Source organism: Variovorax sp. GW460-12-1-14-LB1, from assembly GCF_059423605.1.
Window position 1 is genome coordinate 35,247 of record NZ_JBWKYF010000034.1, and the last position, 16,594, is coordinate 51,840.

The 16,594-nt window shown below is 70.0% G+C and carries 15 protein-coding genes; 11 read left to right on the top strand and 4 right to left on the bottom strand.

The annotated features are described in order from the left end of the window. Position 1: 1 nt before the first annotated feature. Positions 2–1,492, top strand: coding sequence for an Asp-tRNA(Asn)/Glu-tRNA(Gln) amidotransferase subunit GatB (gene gatB, locus AC07Y4_RS18230; protein ID WP_495274883.1), 1,491 nt, complete (start codon positions 2–4; stop codon positions 1,490–1,492). A 46-nt stretch (positions 1,493–1,538) separates the two neighbouring features. Here the strand turns inward: gatB and AC07Y4_RS18235 are convergent, their stop codons facing one another. Both AC07Y4_RS18235 and pyrE read right to left on the bottom strand, forming a co-directional pair. Beyond that, positions 1,539–2,231, bottom strand: a complete 693-nt coding sequence (locus AC07Y4_RS18235; RefSeq protein WP_487848840.1) for a DUF4124 domain-containing protein — start codon at positions 2,229–2,231, stop codon at positions 1,539–1,541. A gap of 12 nt (positions 2,232–2,243) precedes the next feature. After that, entirely contained in the window at positions 2,244–2,924 is a 681-nt protein-coding gene (gene pyrE, locus AC07Y4_RS18240; protein ID WP_056583914.1) for an orotate phosphoribosyltransferase, read from the bottom strand. A 12-nt stretch (positions 2,925–2,936) separates the two neighbouring features. On the opposite strand from pyrE, the gene AC07Y4_RS18245 reads away from it, so the two are divergent. The 4 genes from AC07Y4_RS18245 to AC07Y4_RS18260 are packed head-to-tail and all read left to right on the top strand — an operon-like array spanning position 2,937 to position 7,937. Continuing rightward, entirely contained in the window at positions 2,937–3,740 is an 804-nt protein-coding gene (locus AC07Y4_RS18245; protein ID WP_062472711.1) for an exodeoxyribonuclease III, read from the top strand. A 15-nt stretch (positions 3,741–3,755) separates the two neighbouring features. Next, the gene (locus AC07Y4_RS18250; RefSeq protein ID WP_487848841.1) at positions 3,756–5,111 is read left to right on the top strand and encodes a hypothetical protein; all 1,356 of its coding nucleotides are present in this window, start codon (positions 3,756–3,758) and stop codon (positions 5,109–5,111) included. Then, positions 5,108–5,917 (top strand): DUF1266 domain-containing protein, encoded by an 810-nt coding sequence (locus AC07Y4_RS18255; RefSeq protein ID WP_487848842.1) that lies wholly within the window; start codon positions 5,108–5,110, stop codon positions 5,915–5,917. Before AC07Y4_RS18250 ends, AC07Y4_RS18255 begins: the two co-directional genes overlap by 4 nt. Positions 5,918–5,933: 16 nt before the next feature. After that, the gene (locus AC07Y4_RS18260) at positions 5,934–7,937 is read left to right on the top strand and encodes a DUF4034 domain-containing protein (RefSeq protein ID WP_487848843.1); all 2,004 of its coding nucleotides are present in this window, start codon (positions 5,934–5,936) and stop codon (positions 7,935–7,937) included. Positions 7,938–7,940: 3 nt separating this feature from the next. On the opposite strand, the gene AC07Y4_RS18265 is transcribed toward AC07Y4_RS18260, so the two are convergent. Continuing rightward, positions 7,941–8,840 (bottom strand): LysR family transcriptional regulator, encoded by a 900-nt coding sequence (locus AC07Y4_RS18265; protein ID WP_487848844.1) that lies wholly within the window; start codon positions 8,838–8,840, stop codon positions 7,941–7,943. Positions 8,841–8,912: 72 nt separating this feature from the next. Here AC07Y4_RS18265 and AC07Y4_RS18270 point away from each other — a divergent pair, with 72 nt between their 5' ends. Then, on the top strand, positions 8,913–10,163 hold the full coding sequence (locus AC07Y4_RS18270) for a flavin-dependent oxidoreductase (protein WP_487848845.1): 1,251 nt from the start codon (positions 8,913–8,915) through the stop codon (positions 10,161–10,163). A 40-nt stretch (positions 10,164–10,203) separates the two neighbouring features. Beyond that, complete coding sequence (locus tag AC07Y4_RS18275) at positions 10,204–11,166, top strand: tripartite tricarboxylate transporter substrate binding protein (RefSeq protein ID WP_487848846.1); 963 nt, start codon at positions 10,204–10,206, stop codon at positions 11,164–11,166. Positions 11,167–11,190: 24 nt separating this feature from the next. On the opposite strand, the gene AC07Y4_RS18280 is transcribed toward AC07Y4_RS18275, so the two are convergent. After that, entirely contained in the window at positions 11,191–12,045 is an 855-nt protein-coding gene (locus AC07Y4_RS18280) for a M48 family metallopeptidase (protein ID WP_070063492.1), read from the bottom strand. Between the two features lie 61 nt (positions 12,046–12,106). Between AC07Y4_RS18280 and AC07Y4_RS18285 the strand changes: the two genes are divergently transcribed. The 4 genes from AC07Y4_RS18285 to AC07Y4_RS18300 all read left to right on the top strand — a co-directional run bounded on the left by AC07Y4_RS18285 (position 12,107) and on the right by AC07Y4_RS18300 (position 16,593). After that, positions 12,107–13,501, top strand: a complete 1,395-nt coding sequence (locus tag AC07Y4_RS18285) for an AmpG family muropeptide MFS transporter (RefSeq protein WP_095743216.1) — start codon at positions 12,107–12,109, stop codon at positions 13,499–13,501. Between the two features lie 155 nt (positions 13,502–13,656). Further along, on the top strand, positions 13,657–14,859 hold the full coding sequence (locus tag AC07Y4_RS18290) for a beta-ketoacyl-[acyl-carrier-protein] synthase family protein (protein WP_487848847.1): 1,203 nt from the start codon (positions 13,657–13,659) through the stop codon (positions 14,857–14,859). Further along, entirely contained in the window at positions 14,856–15,677 is an 822-nt protein-coding gene (locus AC07Y4_RS18295) for a beta-ketoacyl synthase chain length factor (protein ID WP_487848848.1), read from the top strand. Before AC07Y4_RS18290 ends, AC07Y4_RS18295 begins: the two co-directional genes overlap by 4 nt. A 193-nt stretch (positions 15,678–15,870) precedes the next feature. Continuing rightward, positions 15,871–16,593 (top strand): response regulator, encoded by a 723-nt coding sequence (locus tag AC07Y4_RS18300; protein ID WP_487848849.1) that lies wholly within the window; start codon positions 15,871–15,873, stop codon positions 16,591–16,593. Position 16,594: the final 1 nt, after the last annotated feature.

A 16,594-nucleotide genomic window follows, 5' to 3' on the forward strand; every position in this document is an offset into this window, starting at 1 on the left:
CATGAGCGAGACCGTGAACACATTCGAAGCACAACAACAAGGCCGCCCGACCGGCCCGCTGGTGCGCGGCTATGAAGTCATCATCGGCTTCGAGACGCACGCCCAACTGTCGACCGCGAGCAAGATCTTCAGCCGTGCCTCCACCGCCTTCGGCGCCGAGCCCAACACGCAGGCCTGCGCGGTCGACCTGGCACTGCCGGGCACGCTGCCCGTGATGAACAAGGGCGCGGTCGAACGCGCCATCAAGCTGGGCCTGGCGCTGGGCTCGCACATCGCGCCGCGCAGCGTGTTCGCACGCAAGAACTACTTCTACCCCGACCTGCCCAAGGGCTACCAGATCAGCCAGTTCGAGATTCCGGTGGTGCAAGGCGGCGCGGTGTCGTTCTTCCTCGGTGAAGAAAAGAAGACCGTGCGCCTCGTGCGCGCCCACCTCGAGGAAGACGCGGGCAAGTCGCTGCACGAAGACTTCATCGGCCAGAGCGGCATCGACCTGAACCGCGCCGGCACGCCGCTGCTGGAAATCGTGACCGAGCCCGACATGCGCTCCACCGCCGAGGCCGTGGCCTATGCGAAAGAGCTGCACAAGATCGTCACGTGGATCGGCATCTGCGACGGCAACATGCAGGAAGGCAGCTTTCGCTGCGACGCCAACGTGTCGGTGCGCAAGCCCGGCGAGAAGCTCGGCACGCGCCGCGAGATCAAGAACCTGAACAGCTTCAAGTTCATGCAGCAGGCGATCGACTACGAGATCAACTCGCAGATCGACGAGCTCGAAGAGGGCCGCGCCATCGAGCAGGCCACCGTGCTGTTCGACCCCGCCACCGGCGAGACGCGCACCATGCGCACCAAGGAAGACGCGGCCGACTACCGCTACTTCCCCGACCCCGACCTGCCGCCCCTCGTGGTGGCCGCCGAGTGGATCGAGCGCGTGCGCGCCACCATGCCCGAGCTGCCGCGCGCCACGGCCGAGCGCTATGTGCGCGACCACGGCCTGTCGGAATACGACGCCGCGCAGCTCACGCAAGGTGCGGCGCTGGCCCGCTACTTCGACGACGCGGTGAACGCCGGCGCGGCGCCCAAGCTGGCCAGCAACTGGATCACCGGCGAGATGGCACGCCGCCTGAACGCCGCCGAGATCGGCATCGAGGCCGCGCCCGTGAAGGCCACGCAGCTCGCGCAGCTGGTGACGCGCATCGCCGACGGCACGCTGCCCAACAACGCCGCGCGCCAGGTGTTCGAAGCGCTGTGGAGCGGCGAAGGCAGCGATGTCGACGCGATCATCGAAGCCAAGGACCTGAAGCCGATGAACGACGCCGGCGCGCTCGACAAGATCCTCGACGAGGTGATTGCCAAGAACGCGAAGAACGTCGAGGAATACCGCGGCGGCAAGGAAAAGGCGCTCAACGGCCTCGTGGGCCAGGTCATGAAGGCCAGCGGGGGCAAGGCCAACCCTGCGCAGGTCACCGAGCTGCTGAAAGCCAAGCTGGGCTGATCGCGAACGAGCCCCGGGGGCGGGCGCCCGGCCCCGGCGGGTTCGTTCAGCGCGGGTTGCCGCCGTTCTGCGGCGACCAGAGCGTCTTCAGGCGCCCGCGCTCTTCGTCGAAGCGCGCATTCACGCGCTTCTTCTCGTCTTCCTGCTCCGTGATGAAGCGGTTCTGCACGGCCACGCTCTGCGTGTTGTCCTCGATGCGGCGGCGCACGGCGCCGGGCGCCTTGCTCGTGTCCTGCTTGTAGAACTCGAGCTCCTCGTCGATCTTCTTGCGGTCGTCGGCGAGCTCGACGAGGCGCTTCTTCGCGGCCTGGATCACCGCATCGATCTGCGACAGGGCCTCGACGCGCTCGCGGTCGTGCGTGGTGGCGTTGGGGTAGCGCACCAGCAGCGCGCGCTCGCGGCGGCGCTCGTCGATGAGCCGTGCGGCCTGGATGGCGGCTTCGCGCGCGCGGTCCTCGCGCTCCTGCTGCTCGCGCGCCGTGTAGGTCGGCTCCAGCTTGCGGCGCACCGTGCCGCTCGGGCCCAGTTCGCGCTGCTCGCGGTCGCTGCACTCGGCGATCGGCCGGTCGGCCGTGAGCGTGCGCCCGCGCGCGTCGACGCAGGTGTAGATGCCGACACCGGGCCCGTCCGTCTTGGCGGGCTGGGCCAGCGCCGTTGCGCACGACGACAGGGCCGCCAGGCCCAGCCACAGCGACGCCACGGCGGCAGCAGAAGAGGGTTCGCGCGCGGGGCGTCGCATCGGCGCTGCGTCTCAGGCGCCGTAGCGCGTGCGGTAGGCCAGCACGCGCTCGCGGTGCGCGCCGAGGTCGGCGGCGGCGTTGCCCGAGAGGTAGCTCAGCAGGTCGTCCAGCGTGGCGATGGGCACCACTGCGAGGCCGAGCTGGTTGCGCACGTACTGCACGGCGCTGTGGTCCACGTCGACGCCGTTCTCGGTGGCTTTTTCCTGCCGGTCCAGGGCGATGGCCACGGCATGCGGCGTGGCGCCCGCGGCCTGGATCGCGGCGATCGATTCGCGCACCGCGGTGCCGGCCGACATCACGTCGTCGACGATCAGCACGCGGCCCTTCAGCGGCGCGCCCACCAAATTGCCGCCTTCGCCGTGCGCCTTGGCTTCCTTGCGGTTGTAGGCGAAGGGGTAGTTGCGCCCACGCCGGGCCAGCTCGGCAGCCACGGTGGCGCCCAGCGGGATGCCCTTGTAGGCGGGGCCGAAGATCATGTCGAACTCGAGGCCGCTTTCGACCAGGCGGTCTGCATAGAATCCGGCGAGCCGCGCGATCTTGGCGCCGTCGTCGAAGAGGCCCGAATTGAAGAAATACGGGCTCATGCGACCGGCCTTGGTCTTGAATTCGCCGAAGCGAAGCACGCCGGCGTCGAGCGCGAACTGGACGAAGTCCTGTGCCACCGCGCTGCTTGTCTGACCGTCTACAGCCATTGGAAATTCCTTGTGTTCAAACTGACCAGTCTCAATCTCAATGGCCTGCGCTCGGCGGCCACCAAGGGCGTCGCCGACTGGGTGGCCGAACTCGCGCCGGATTGTATTTGCATGCAGGAGATCCGCGTCCAGGCCAGCGATGTCGAGGGCCGCTTCGAGCAGATGGCGGGCCTGCAGGGCCACTTCCACTTTGCCGAGAAAAAAGGCTACGCGGGCACCGCCATCTACACGAAGCATGCGCCCAGCGCCGTGGTGGTGGGCTGGGGTGATCCCGAATTCGACGCCGAAGGCCGCTACCTCGAGCTGCGCTTCGACACGCCCAAGCGCAAGTTCTCGGTCATCAGCTGCTACTTCCCGAGCGGCAGCTCGGGCGAGGAGCGCCAGGCCGCCAAGTTCCGCTTCCTGAAGGGCTTCTTCCCGCACCTGCTGGCGCTGAAGAAAGAGCGCGAGTTCATCCTGTGCGGCGACATCAACATTGCGCACCAGGAAATCGACCTGAAGAACTGGCGCGGCAACCAGAAGAACAGCGGCTTCCTGCCCGAGGAACGCGCCTGGATGACGCGCCTGCTCGACGCCGGCACCGAAGGCGCCGGCCTGGTGGACGTGTACCGCCGCCTCAAGCCCGACACCACAGGCGACGCCTACACCTGGTGGAGCAACCGCGGCCAGGCCTACGCGAACAACGTGGGGTGGCGGCTGGACTACCACCTCGCGACCCCGGCCATGGGCGCACTGGCGCGCACCGAGGCGATCTACAAGACGGTCAAGTTCAGCGACCACGCGCCGATCACGGTGGAGTACGACTTCACGCTGTAAGTCGCCCGCCCGTCGATGCCGATCCCGTCTCCGTCTCCGTCCACGAACCCGTCCTCGCCGCCCACGGCCGCGGCGACGGCGGTGTACCTGCCGCGCGACGTGGTGAACGCGCCCGAGGTGAAGGCCGCGATCGCGCGCCGCAGCGCCGAGCGCGGCGACGACGCCGACATGGCGGCCTGGCTGCTGAACCACTTCTTCCGCTGGGCCATCGGCAGCTTCGGCAACGTGCTGCCGGTGCAGTCGCCCGCCGACTACCTGGCCGCGGCCGGGCCCGACAAGCCGCTGCCCGAGTGGCTGGCGAAGCAGCTGCAGCCGCGTGCGCCTGCCGCGGTGAACGCGGCGCCCGCACAGGACAAGGAAAAGTCCAAGGGCAACAAGGCCGAATCGCCCGCCGCCGAAGCCGCTCCGAAAACTTTCTACTACCTCGATCCCGACCACCTGCTGCTGGTCGACCGCGAACGCATGCTGGTCGAGTTCCTGCGTTCGCGGCGCGGCACGCGGCTCGAACAGAAGCTGCAGCGCATCACCTGCTTCATGGCCATGGCCCTGTGGGAGCAGGAGCACCAGCGCATGCAGGCCAAGCGCAACAAGGGCTGGGTGCCCAGCAGCGGCCTGGCGCTGAAGGAAGTGCTGCGCACGCCCAACGGCGTGATCTTCGAATTCATCGGCAGCCATGCGGCGTTGCGCGAGGAGATGGCCTACGAGTCGTTCCACATGCAGCACTGCCTGGGCCAGTTCGCCAACATCAAGAAGCTCAATGGCGGCTATGGCGAGCAGTACGCCAGCGCCGCGCAGAGCGGCCGGCTGCGCCTGTTCACGCTGCGCAGCGCGGGCAACCTGCCGCACGTGACCATCAGCCTCGAAGTGCACGCCGACGGGCTGCGCGTCGACCAGATCAAGGGCAAGCAGAACCGCCACCCGATCCGCAAGTACGCGGACGACGTGCTGCAGTTCCTGCGCACGCTGCCGCCGCGCGGCGAGCGCCACAGCGACTGCGAGGGCATGGGCCTGGTGTTCGAGCCCGAGGCCTCGGACGCCGCCCGGGGCGAATGGAAGTTCGTCACCGACGTTCAGAGCCCCGACTTCCTGCTCAGCGTGATGAGTGGCAACTTCCACCTGATCGAGCACTTCGAGCAGCCGCCGCCGGCGCTGCAATGGCTGCTGCTGCGCATCGCGCCGCACGAGCTGGCGCGGCTGCGCCAGATGGACGTGGCGGTGGCTGCCGCCGCCCGGCTGACGCTGCCCGCGAACCGGCTGCCGCCGTCGCTGCAGGCGGCCCCCACGCAGGCGCCCGCCGCGATGCTGGAGATCGAAGGCATCTCGCTGAGCGCCGCCGTGTGCGCGCCGCCGCTGGGAGCGGCATTGCCATGACGCAGGCCATCGTCATCGTTGTGTTCCTGGGCCTGCTGTACCTGGCGGTGCGCATCGCGTGGTTCGTCGTGCGCACGGCATTCCGCATCGTCGTGCGCGGCTCGGGCACGGCGATCGGCCACATGGAAAAGGCCAACGCCGACCTTGCAGTGCGCGCGGCGCAGGCCAAGGCCGACGCCGGCAAGGTGGTGCCCAACCGCCGCCGCTGGGCGCTGGCGCTCGGCGACATCCTGCTGCTGCGCAACGGCCTGCGCTGCGACAGCGACACGCTGGCGCTCGAGGTGCCCGCCGAGCAGCGCCAGCGGCTGGCCAAGCAGGTGCTGCGCGAAATGAACATGGCCGCCGACCTGCCCGAGCGCGACATCGCCACGCAGATGCAGGCCGCGCTGGTCGGCTGGGTCGGCGGGCTCGGCCGCACCCACGCCAATTTCTACGAACAGCTCGCGGCCGAAGGCCAGGTGCGCGACGCGCTGGCCTTCGACTGCGCGCGCACCGCCTTCCTGGTGCGCTGCATCGCGCTGCTGGGCTGGGTGCCCGAGTCGCAGGCCTGGCTGGTGCTGTTCCTCAATGCGCAGCGCGCGCAGGACAGCTTCGAGAGCTGGGAAGACTTCGGCCACGCCTATGCGCGGGCCCGGCTGCACTGGCTGCGCATCAGCAGCCAGGACGGCCCCGCCTCGTCGCGCGCCACGCTGGAAGTGCAGGAGCACCTGCAGAACACCCAGGGCAACTGGCTCACGCTGCCCTGGAAGCGCTACCGCATCTTCGATCCCCAACCCGTCACTCTCGCCCCTGCCGCGTCGGCCTGACGCGCGAGCCCCGCCCATGACCACACACACGCCCCCCGCCGCAGCGACCGTGATTCCTCCCGCGCCCGCGCGCTGGAAGCTCTGCGACATCGACGCCCTGCTGCGCGCCGGCGATTACGCCGCACTCGACCAGCGGCTCGACGACGCGCTGGCCGCCAGCTTTCAAGACCGCGACGAGGAAGAGCGCTACTACGGCGCCTTGCCCGACGACCTGGCCGGCTGCACCGCCGACGGCGCCGAAGGGCTGGCCCGCCTGGCCGCGTGGCAGGCCGCCAACCCGCAATCGGCCCACGCCTGGCTGTGCGAAGCGCACTACTGGTACCACTGGGCCTACGAGTACCGCGGCTCGGGCTGGGCCAGCACGGTCACGGCGCTCGGCTGGGAATGCGCCCATGCCTGCGCCACGCGCTGCGCCGCGGCCGCCCTGCGGGCCCTCACGCTCGCGCCCACGATGTGGACCGCCTGCGCCCTGCTGCTGCAGAGCACCTCGGCCTTCAACGAACCCGACTGGCTGACCGAGCTGGTGCGCAGCGGCCGCTGGCCCGACAAGCCGCTGCAGCACGACTTTTCGCTGGACGACGATGCGGCCACACGCGAAGAACTGCTGACGCAGCTCGCGCGCTCCGGCCTCGCGCACGACGAGCGCGTCGCCTGCCCCGAGGCCGCGCCCACCGCCCTGCCCTCGCCCGTGCAGGGCCGCAAGGTGATCAGCGGCACGTCCTACTGGATCCACGCCACGCTGCACGTGCACCCGCGGCTGTTCTTCTTCATGCGCCAGTGCGTCTGGTTCCAGCAGCCGCGCTGGGGCGGCAGCCACGAGCGCGTGCGCGCCTTCATCGCCTCGCCCGCCTGCGCCCACCTGAGCGAGGTCGAGAAAGACCGGCTGCGCCACGAGATCTGGCGCGACGACTACCAGGGCAACAGCGTCGACAAGGACGAGGACCCGGCCGAAGCCCAGCAGCGCATGGCCGCCACGCGCCAGCGCGCCCAGGAGGCGCTCTACCCTTACCACCGCTGGGAAACCCTGCGCTGGCTGGCCGTGAGCCACTACATGCTCGACCAGCACGCCGAAGCGCTGGCCTGCCTGCGCGAGGCCGAGAGCCACCATCCCATCGACGACGACTACGCCATGAACATGGCCGTGCACGTCGCCCTGGAGCAGGACCCCGGCGGCCACTGGCTGGGCCAGGCCATCTGCAACAGTGCCAACGCCTACGAATGCAACACCGCGCTGATCCTGCACGGCTACTGCAGCCTGAAGGGCGCCTTCGGCTTCGTGCCCAACGCGGCGACCGGCAACGCCTGGCTGGCGGCCGCGCGCGAACGCAACGCCGGCACCGAGAACTGGGACGACCTGGCCCGCGCGCTGTGGCGCGTGCCTCGCAACCAGGAAGCCTTCGAGATCCTGGAGATGGGGCTGGCCGCCGGCGACACCTCATGCCTGCTCACGCTCGGCATCTTCCACGCGGGCGGCGAGCACGGCACCAAGGACCGGCAGCAGGCGATGCACTGCTACGGCCAGGCGGCCGAAGCCGGCAACAGCGTCGCGGCCTACAAGCTGGGCTACCTCTGCCACGACATGGCCTGGGAAGACGCCACGCCCGCGGCGCAGCGCCCCGCGCTGCAGGCGCAGGCGGTCGAGGCCATGCTGAAGGCCCGCGAACTGGGCCACGACGACGCCACCGAGGGCGCGTTGATGTTCATCAGCGACCTGTCCGACATCCCCGTGCGCCACCGCCACCTGGACTTCGTGCGCGAGCACGCGACCAACGGCGACGCCATCGCCATGGCCACGCTGTCGACCCTGCTGGCCGACGCCAGCGACAAGGTGCTCTACAACTACCGCGAGAGCGTGCGCTGGATCATGGGCGCGCAGGCCGTGGCGCCCGAGGACGAGTTCGTGGTGAACGTGACCAAGAACACCCACCAGGACGGCTTCCTGTCGTCCACGCTCTACAAGCTCACGCGCCGCCAGATCAAGGCGCACGAGATCCCGGGCGGCGACAACGCGATGGTCTGAGGGCTACCGAGAAAGCGCCGGCAAGGCCTTCGCCAGCGTCTCGCTGAAGGCGCGCATCGCCTCGGTCTCGTGCGTGCCGCGCTTGGTCAGGCGAAAGAAGTCCATGCCCACGCGCGGCTTCAGCAGCACGTCGGTCTTCACGCGGTGACGGCGGCAGGCCGCGAGCGCGAAGGTGGGCATCACGGCGGTGCCGAAGCCGGCCTCGACCATCGAGATCAGCGTGCCGAAGAAGTTGAAGGCGGGCCGTTGCGCGTCGGCCAGTCCGATCTCGCCGAGCTGGCGCTCGATGACCTTCTGGATCGGGTTGCCGGGCGGCAGGCCGATCAGCGTGGCGCCGCGCAGCGCGGACCAGGGCGCGGTGCCGACCGGTTCGCCGTCGGCCACGGCCTGCGTGACGCGCATCAGCTCGAAGCGCCCCACGGGCGTGCGGTCGAGCCCCGCCGCGGCCTTGAAGAAGAAGCCCAGGCCGAGGTCGGCCTCGCCCGCGGCCACCATCGCTTCCACATCGCGCAGGTCGGCGTCGAAGAGGCGCAGCACGACCTGCGGATGCGCCTGGCGAAAGCTCGCGAACACCCAGGGCAGCAGGTGCGAGGACACCAGCGGCGTGGCCGCGATGCGCAGCGTCTGGCGCGCCGCATCGCCCTCGGCGCCGAGTTCGGCGGCCACGTCATCGAGGTCGGTGACGAGCCGCTCCACCACCGGCAGCAGCCGCCGGCCGGCCGGCGTGAGGCTCACCATGCGCGTGGTGCGGTCGAACAGGCGGCAGCCGAGCTGCTTCTCCATCTCGCGGATCAGGATGCTCAGGCCGGCCTGGGTGATGTGCGCCTGCTCCGCCGCGCGGGTGAAGTTGCCGATGCGCGCCACCTGCAGGAAGGCGCGCATCTGGCGCGTGGTCAGGTTCATAAGGATTCATGATAAATCCATATCACATCTAAATTTCCCATATGTCTCGTTTGCGGTCCCAATACGGACCCCATGAGCACCGCACCTAACGAAGTCATCATTCTCGGCGCCGGCATCGGCGGCCTGACCCTCGCCCTGAGCCTGCACCAAGCCGGCATCGCCTGCCGCGTGTACGAGGCCGTGCCCGCGCTGCGCCCGCTCGGCGTGGGCATCAACCTGCTGCCGCATGCGGTGCGCGAGCTCTCCGAGCTGGGCCTGCTCGACGCGCTCGACGCGGTGGGCGTGCGCACGCAGGAGGCGGTCTTCTTCACCGAGCACGGCCAGCTGGTATTCCGCGAGCCCGCCGGCCAGCACGCGGGCTACGACTGGCCGCAGTACTCGATCCACCGCGGCGACCTGCAGACCGTGCTGCTGAACGAAACGCGCAAGCGCCTGGGGCCCGACAGCGTGCAGTGCGGCCACCGCTGCACCGGCGTCGAACAGGATGCCGACGGCGTGACGGTGCACTTTGCCGACGGCCGCACGCCGGTGCGCGGCGCGGTCGCGGTGGGCTGCGACGGCATCCACTCGGCACTGCGCAAGCAGCTGTATCCGAACGAAGGTGCGCCGCGCTATTCGGGCATCAACATGTGGCGAGGCACGGCGGCCTGGAAGCCCTTTCTCTCGGGCGGCAGCATGGTGCGCGCGGGCTGGCTCACCGTCGGCAAGATGGTGATCTACCCGATCCGCAACGACATCGACGACCAGGGCCGCCAGCTCGTGAACTGGGTGGCCGAGATCCACGCGCCCCAGCCCGCGATGCGCGACTGGAGCCGCGCCGGCCGCCTAGAGGACTTCCTGCCCGCCTTCGCCGACTGGCACTTCGACTGGCTCGACGTGCCCGCGCTGATCCTGGCCTCCGACACCATCCTGGAGTACCCGATGGTCGACCAGGACCCGCTGCCGCGCTGGAGCCACGGACGCCTCACGCTGCTGGGCGATGCCGCGCACCCGATGGTGCCGCGCGGCTCCAACGGCGCGGGCCAGGCGATCATCGACGCACGCTTTCTCGCCGGTGCGATGAAGCGCGAAGGCGTGGGCATCGCGGCGCTCGAGGCCTACGACCGCGTGCGCGTGAAGGCCACCACCGACGTGGTGCTGACCAACCGCAGCAACCCGCCCGACACCATCCTGCGCGAGGTGTTCGAGCGTTCGGGCGGCCAGCGCGTCGAGAACCTCGACGAGATCGTCACGCAGCAGGAGCTGCAGGCGATCTCCGACCACTACAAGCGCGTGGCCGGCTACGACCCGGCGGCGCTGAAGGCGCGCGCGTCGTACCTCTGAGCGCCGGCCAATTCACAGATCAAGACGGAGACAAGACACGATGAAATTTCTGACCCGGACCTTCGCCGCCCTGCTGGTTGCGGCCAGCGCCGCCGCGGCCCATGCCTGGCCCGACCAGCCGGTGACGCTGGTGGTGCCCTACACGCCCGGCACCGGCATCGACCTGATCGCACGCCAGCTCTCGGCCCGTCTGCCCGCCGTGCTCGGGCAGCCGGTGATCGTGGAGAACCTGGCCGGCGCGAGCGGCAACATCGGCAGCGAGAAGGTGGCGCGCGCCAAGCCCGACGGCTACACGCTGCTGGTGCAGGTCAACACGCTGGTGATGAACAAGGGCCTGTACAAGTCGCTCGCCTACGACCCGGTGGCCGACTTCACGCCGGTGTCGCAGACCTCGTGGGGCACGCTGCTGCTGGTGACCAACCCGGCCACGCAGAAGGCCGGCTCGCTCGCGCAGCTGGTGGCCACCGCCAAGGCCAACCCCGGCAAGCTGACCTACGCCACGCCCGGTGTCGGCACGCCGCACCACCTGTCGATGGCGCTGCTGATGCAGGGCACCGGCACCGACCTGCTGCACGTGCCCTACAAGGGCACGGCCGGCGCCGTCACCGACCTGCTCGGCGGGCGCATCGACGCGATGTTCCTGCCGGTGCACGTGGCGCTGCAGCACATCCAGGCCGGCAAGCTCAAGGCGCTCGCCACCGGCAGCAGCCACCGCCTGCCGCAGCTGCCCGACGTGCCCACCCTGGCCGAGGCCGGCGTGACCGCCGACAACGTCGACATGTGGTACGGCGTGCTCGCGCCCAAGGGCACGCCGGCCAACGTGGTGGCGCGGCTGAACACGGAGATCGCCGCGGTGCTGAAGTCGCCCGAGGTGGCGAAGTCCTTCGAGTCGCAGGGCATGGTGCCCGCCAGCTCGACGCCGACGGCGTTCGGCGCGCTGATCCAGAAGGATGCGCAGCGCTGGGCGACGGTGGTGAAGAAGGGAAACATCACCGCCGACTGAGCGGAGCCGGGGGCGAGCAGCCGGCTACTTGCGCGCAGCCGCCCGGTACAGGTTTTCGACCTTCGGCACGTTCGCCTCGAGCTTGGCGATGCGGTCCGGCCCGCTCGGGTGGGTCGACAAGAAGCTCAGGCCGCCCTGGTTCTTGGAGGCGGTGGCCATCTTCTTCCACAGCGACACCGAGGCCTGCGGGTCGTAGCCCGCGCGCGCAGCGAGCTCCAGGCCCACGAGGTCGGCGTCGGTCTCGTCGCTGCGGCTGAACTTCAGGGTGATGAGCTGGGTGCCGGCGCGCGCCGCGAGGTCGCCGACCTGGCCGAGCCCCAGCAGCTGCGCGCCGATGGACAGCGCCGCGCCGGTACCGACGCTCTTGGCCATGCGCGCGCGGGCGTGTTCGCGCAGCGCGTGCGCCATTTCATGGCCCATGACCATCGCGACCTCGTCGTCGCTCAGCTTGAGCTGCTCGAGGATGCCGGTGAAGAAGGCGATCTTGCCGCCGGGCATGCAGAAGGCGTTGATCTGCTTGCTGCCGATGAGGTTCACCTCCCACTTCCACTCGCGGGCGCGGGTGTTCCACGGCAGGGCGAAGGGAATGAGCCGCTGCGCGATGGTGCGCAGGCGCTGCAGCTGCGGGTTGCCGTCACCGGCCAGTGCGCCCTTGGCGCGCGCCTGTTCGAGCAGCTGGCCGTACTGCTGCACGCCGGCCGCCTCGATCTGGTCGGCGGGCACGAGGTTGCGCGCCACCGAGGCATTGCCGACATTGACCTGCGCCAGCGCCGGCGCGCTCAGCGCCGCACCGGCGGCGGCCAGCAGGAAGGCCCGGCGCGGGTTCCAGGCCGAGGCTTCGGAGAGGGCGGAAAGGGGGCGTTCGCATCGTGTGCACATAGGTGCCCGGATGATAGGAACAAATGGAGACGAGCGGGCGCGCCGATGTCCTCCATAGCTCATGGACAATCCCCCACTCATGTCCGCACCGCCCGCCGAACCCACCCAAGCCCCCGCGAGCGCCGCGCTGCCCTGGCGCGACGCGCTCAAGGTCTACCTCGAACCCGCCACCCTGCGCATGCTCGCGCTGGGCTTCTCGGCCGGCCTGCCGCTGCTGCTGGTGCTGGGCACGCTGAGTTTCCGGCTGCGCGAGGCGGGCATCGACCGCACCACCATCGGCTACCTGAGCTGGGTCGGGCTGGCCTATGGCTTCAAGTGGGTCTGGGCGCCGCTGGTCGACCGGCTGCCGCTGCCGCCGCTGACCACGCTGCTCGGGCGCCGGCGCGGCTGGCTGCTGCTGGCGCAGGGCATGGTGATCGTCGGGCTGATCGGCATGGCGATGAACGACCCGCGCCTGGGGCTGCAGCCGCTGATCTGGTGCGCGCTGCTGGTGGCCTTCGGCTCGGCCACGCAGGACATCGCGCTGGACGCCTTCCGCATCGAATCGGCCGAGACGCGCAAGCAGGCCGCGCTGGCCGCCGCTTATCAAACGGGCTACCGGCTCGCGATGATCTGGGCCGGCGCCGGCGTGCTGTGGGTCGCGGCCTGGGCCGAGGTGGCGCCCGCCGTGGCCGTCACCGGCGCGGCGGCCTACCAGAACGGCGCCTGGAAGACGGCCTACCTCGTCATGGCGGCCTCGATGGCGGTCGGCGTGCTCACGGTGCTGCTGTCGCCCGAACCGGTGCGGCGCGTGCTGCCGAAGGCGAAGAACGCGGGCGAATGGCTGCGAAGCGTGCTGATCGAGCCTTTTGCCGACTTCATCCGCCGCTACAAGTGGCAAGCCGCGCTGATCCTCGCGCTGATCGCCATCTACCGCATCAGCGACGTGGTGATGGGCATCATGGCCAACCCCTTCTATGTGGACATGGGCTTCACCAAGGACCAGGTGGCCACGGTCAGCAAGATCTACGGCGTGATCATGACGCTGGTGGGCGCCTTCGTGGGCGGCGTGCTGTCGATGCGCCTGGGCGTGATGCGGGTGCTGATGCTGGGCGCCGTGCTGAGCGCCGCGAGCAACCTGCTGTTCGCCTGGCTGGCCACGCGCGGGCACGACCTGACGGCGCTGATCGCGGTGGTCTCGGCCGACAACCTGGCCGGCGGCATCGCCTCGGCGGCCTTCATCGCCTACCTGTCGAGCCTGACCAACATCAGCTACTCGGCCACGCAGTACGCGCTGTTCAGCTCGCTGATGCTGCTGCTGCCGAAGTTCATCGCCGGTTATTCGGGCGCGTTTGTCGACGCCTACGGCTACAGCACCTTCTTCACCGCCACCGCGCTGCTGGGCGTGCCGGTGCTGCTGCTGGTGGCGCTGGCCTCGCGCATGGCGGCCCGCACAGGCGACGGCGAGCGTCAATAGGGCCTGCGCCGGAGCTGTCATCTATAGGAAACAGCCGACGCAACCTGATACGCAACGCTGGTAGGCTGCGACATTCATTGCGTGAAAATTGCGCTTTCCCGCTTTTTCTTCTGTCGCCGACGCCCTTTCGCCTGTCGCCTGCCCCCACATCCATCGTGCCGTCCCGAATTTCTCCCCTTCAAATCAGTGCCTACACGGCCACCTCGGCCGTCGGCGTCGGCAAGGAAGCGCACGCCGACGCACTCGCGCACTCGCGCAGCGGCCTGCGCGCCAACGATTTCGGCGAGGCGCCGCTGCCGACCTGGATCGGCCGTGTCGACGGCCTGGAAGACGTCCGCCTGCCCGAATCGGCCGCGTTCTGGGACTGCCGCAACAACCGGCTGGCCTGGCTGGGCCTGCAGGCCGACGGCTTCCTCGAGGCCGTAGCCGCCGCGCGCCAGAAGTACGGTGCCACGCGCATCGCGCTGGTGCTCGGCACCTCCACGGCCAGCATCGGCGAGACCGAGCTGGCCTACACGCAGCTCGACGCCGACGGCAACTTTCCGCCGGACCAGCGCCGCGCGGCCGTCCACACGCCGCATTCGCTGGCCATGTTCGTGCAGCAGGTGCTGGGCATCGACGGCCCGAGCGAGACGATTTCCACCGCCTGCTCGTCCAGCGCCAAGGTGTTCGCCTCGGCCGAGCGCCTGATCCGCCTGGGCCTGGCCGACGCGGCCGTGGTCGGCGGCGCCGACACGCTGTGCGGCAGCGTGCTGTTCGGTTTCAACTCGCTGGAGCTGGTCTCCACCGAGCCCTGCCGGCCCTTCGACGCCGAACGCAAGGGCATCAGCCTGGGTGAGGCAGCCGGCTTCGCGCTGGTCGAGCGCGTGCAGGCGGGCGAAAGCGCCACGCAGCTGCTGGGCTACGGCGAGGCGAGCGACGCACACCACATGTCGACGCCACACCCCGAGGGCCTGGGCGCCGAGCGCGCACTCGACGACGCGCTGGCGCGCGCGGGCCTGTCGGCCGACGCCATCGACTACATCAACATGCACGGCACGGCGAGCCAGAAGAACGACGAGGTCGAGGGCGCGCTGGTGGCGCGCCGCTTCCCGGCGCGCACGCACGCCAGCTCGACCAAGGGCTTCATGGGCCACACGCTGGGCGCCGCGGGCATCGTCGAGGCCGTGGTCTGTCTGCTGGCAATCGAGCGCGGCCTGATGCCGGGCACGGTCAACACACGCACGCTGGACGAAGGCTTCGGCCCGCAGATCAAGCTCGAACCTGCGAAGGGCGAGGTGCGCTACGCGCTGTCCAACTCCTTCGGCTTCGGCGGCAACAACTGCGCGCTGGTCTTCGGCAAGGCGGTGACCGCATGAACACGCCTCCGACGCTCTACATCGAAGGCCCCGCCTTCTGGACCCCCACGCTGCCCGGCTGGGACGCCGCGCGCGCGGCCTTCCGCGGCGAAGGCGCGCTGGCCGATCCGCCCGCCAAGCGGCCCTCGCCGCAGGTGCTGGCCCCGGCCGAGCGCCGCCGCGCACCCGACACCGTGGCACTGGCGCTCGAAGTGGCCGCCGCGGCCATCGCGGGCGCCGACCGGCCCGCGGCCGACGTGCCCTGCGTGTTCACGTCGGCGCACGGCGACCTGTCGATCAACGACTACATGTGCAGCACGCTCGCGGGCGACCCGAAGATGCTGTCGCCCACCAAGTTCCACAACTCGGTGCACAACGCGGCCGTGGGCTACTGGACCATCGGCACCGGCTGCATGGCGGCCAGCAACGCCGTCTCGGCCTACGGCCACAGCTTTGCCGCCGGCCTGCTCGAAGCGGCCGTGCAGTGCGCGGCCGACCAGACGCCGGTGCTGCTGGTGGGCTACGACGCCCCCACGGTCGGCGCGCTGGCCTCGGTGACCGACAGCCGCGGCCTGCTGGCCGTGGCGCTGGTGATCGCGCCCGAACGCACGGCCCGCACGGTGGCCAGCCTCGACTGGTCGCTGGTCGGCGATGCCGCCGGCACGGCGACCGCGCCGCGCTCGGCCGCCGCCGCCACGCTGAACGACATCAACCCGATGGCCGACGCCCTGCCCCTGTTCGAGGCGCTGGCCCAGGCCCCGGGCAGCGCCGACGCGCCCATCGACCTGCCGCTGTCGGCCGCGCTGGCCCTGCGGCTGCGCCTGCAGGCCGCGGGCTGACCGGCCTGCGCCCGGGGGCGGCGGTGCGTGTTGACACACGCAACCGCGCCCCGGTACGTCATCATTGCCGCATGGCGCCCACGCAACCTGGGCGAGGCGCTATGTTTTTCGCAGCGATCCAGGTTGACAGGGCGATGCTGCGTTTACCCAACTTTACGGAGCGTTCAAGCCCGCTTGCTCCCGGTGAACGACCATGAAGCGCATGAGCACCCCCCAACTCCTGATGATCGAAGACGACGCCCGCCTGGCGCAGATGGTGGGCGAGTACCTGACGCAGTCGGGTTTCGCCTTCAACCACGCCGGCGACGGCGCCACCGGCCTGGAGCAGCTGCAGCAGCACGCGCCCGACCTGGTGATCCTCGACCTGATGCTGCCCGACACCGACGGGCTCGAGGTCTGCCGCCGCATCCGCGCCCTGCCCGGCCCGCTGGCCAAGGTGTCGGTGCTGATGCTCACGGCCAAGGGCGACCCGATGGACCGCATCATCGGCCTGGAGATCGGCGCCGACGACTACCTGCCCAAGCCCTTCGAGCCGCGCGAGCTGCTGGCGCGCATCCGCGCCGTGCTGCGCCGGCGAAGCGAGAACGCCACCGAGGCCGAAGCCTCCACGGTGATGCGCTTCGGCACGCTGGAGATCGACCGCAACGCGCGCACCGTGTCGGTGGCCGGCACGCTGGCCGACCTCACCTCCTACCAGTTCGACCTGCTGGTGGCGATGGCCGAGCGCGCGGGCCGCGTGCTCACGCGCGACCAGATCATGGAAGCCGTGCGCGGCCGCGAGCTCGAGGCCTTCGACCGCTCGATCGACGTGCACATGGGCCGCATCCGCGCCGCCATCGAGGTCGACGCGAAGAACCCCAAGCGCATCCTCACCGTGCGCGGCGTGGGCTACGTGTTCGCCAAGCAGCAAGACTGAC

Coding starts and splice junctions, on each gene's coding strand:
- AC07Y4_RS18255 (WP_487848842.1), top strand. CDS start 5,108: ATGACGCAGGCCATCGTCATCGTTGTGTTCCTGGGCCTGCTGTACCTG.
- AC07Y4_RS18280 (WP_070063492.1), bottom strand. CDS start 12,045: ATGTGCACACGATGCGAACGCCCCCTTTCCGCCCTCTCCGAAGCCTCG.
- AC07Y4_RS18285 (WP_095743216.1), top strand. CDS start 12,107: ATGGACAATCCCCCACTCATGTCCGCACCGCCCGCCGAACCCACCCAA.
- AC07Y4_RS18270 (WP_487848845.1), top strand. CDS start 8,913: ATGAGCACCGCACCTAACGAAGTCATCATTCTCGGCGCCGGCATCGGC.
- gatB (WP_495274883.1), top strand. CDS start 2: ATGAGCGAGACCGTGAACACATTCGAAGCACAACAACAAGGCCGCCCG.
- AC07Y4_RS18235 (WP_487848840.1), bottom strand. CDS start 2,231: ATGCGACGCCCCGCGCGCGAACCCTCTTCTGCTGCCGCCGTGGCGTCG.
- pyrE (WP_056583914.1), bottom strand. CDS start 2,924: ATGGCTGTAGACGGTCAGACAAGCAGCGCGGTGGCACAGGACTTCGTC.
- AC07Y4_RS18300 (WP_487848849.1), top strand. CDS start 15,871: ATGAAGCGCATGAGCACCCCCCAACTCCTGATGATCGAAGACGACGCC.
- AC07Y4_RS18275 (WP_487848846.1), top strand. CDS start 10,204: ATGAAATTTCTGACCCGGACCTTCGCCGCCCTGCTGGTTGCGGCCAGC.
- AC07Y4_RS18250 (WP_487848841.1), top strand. CDS start 3,756: ATGCCGATCCCGTCTCCGTCTCCGTCCACGAACCCGTCCTCGCCGCCC.
- AC07Y4_RS18295 (WP_487848848.1), top strand. CDS start 14,856: ATGAACACGCCTCCGACGCTCTACATCGAAGGCCCCGCCTTCTGGACC.
- AC07Y4_RS18260 (WP_487848843.1), top strand. CDS start 5,934: ATGACCACACACACGCCCCCCGCCGCAGCGACCGTGATTCCTCCCGCG.
- AC07Y4_RS18265 (WP_487848844.1), bottom strand. CDS start 8,840: ATGAACCTGACCACGCGCCAGATGCGCGCCTTCCTGCAGGTGGCGCGC.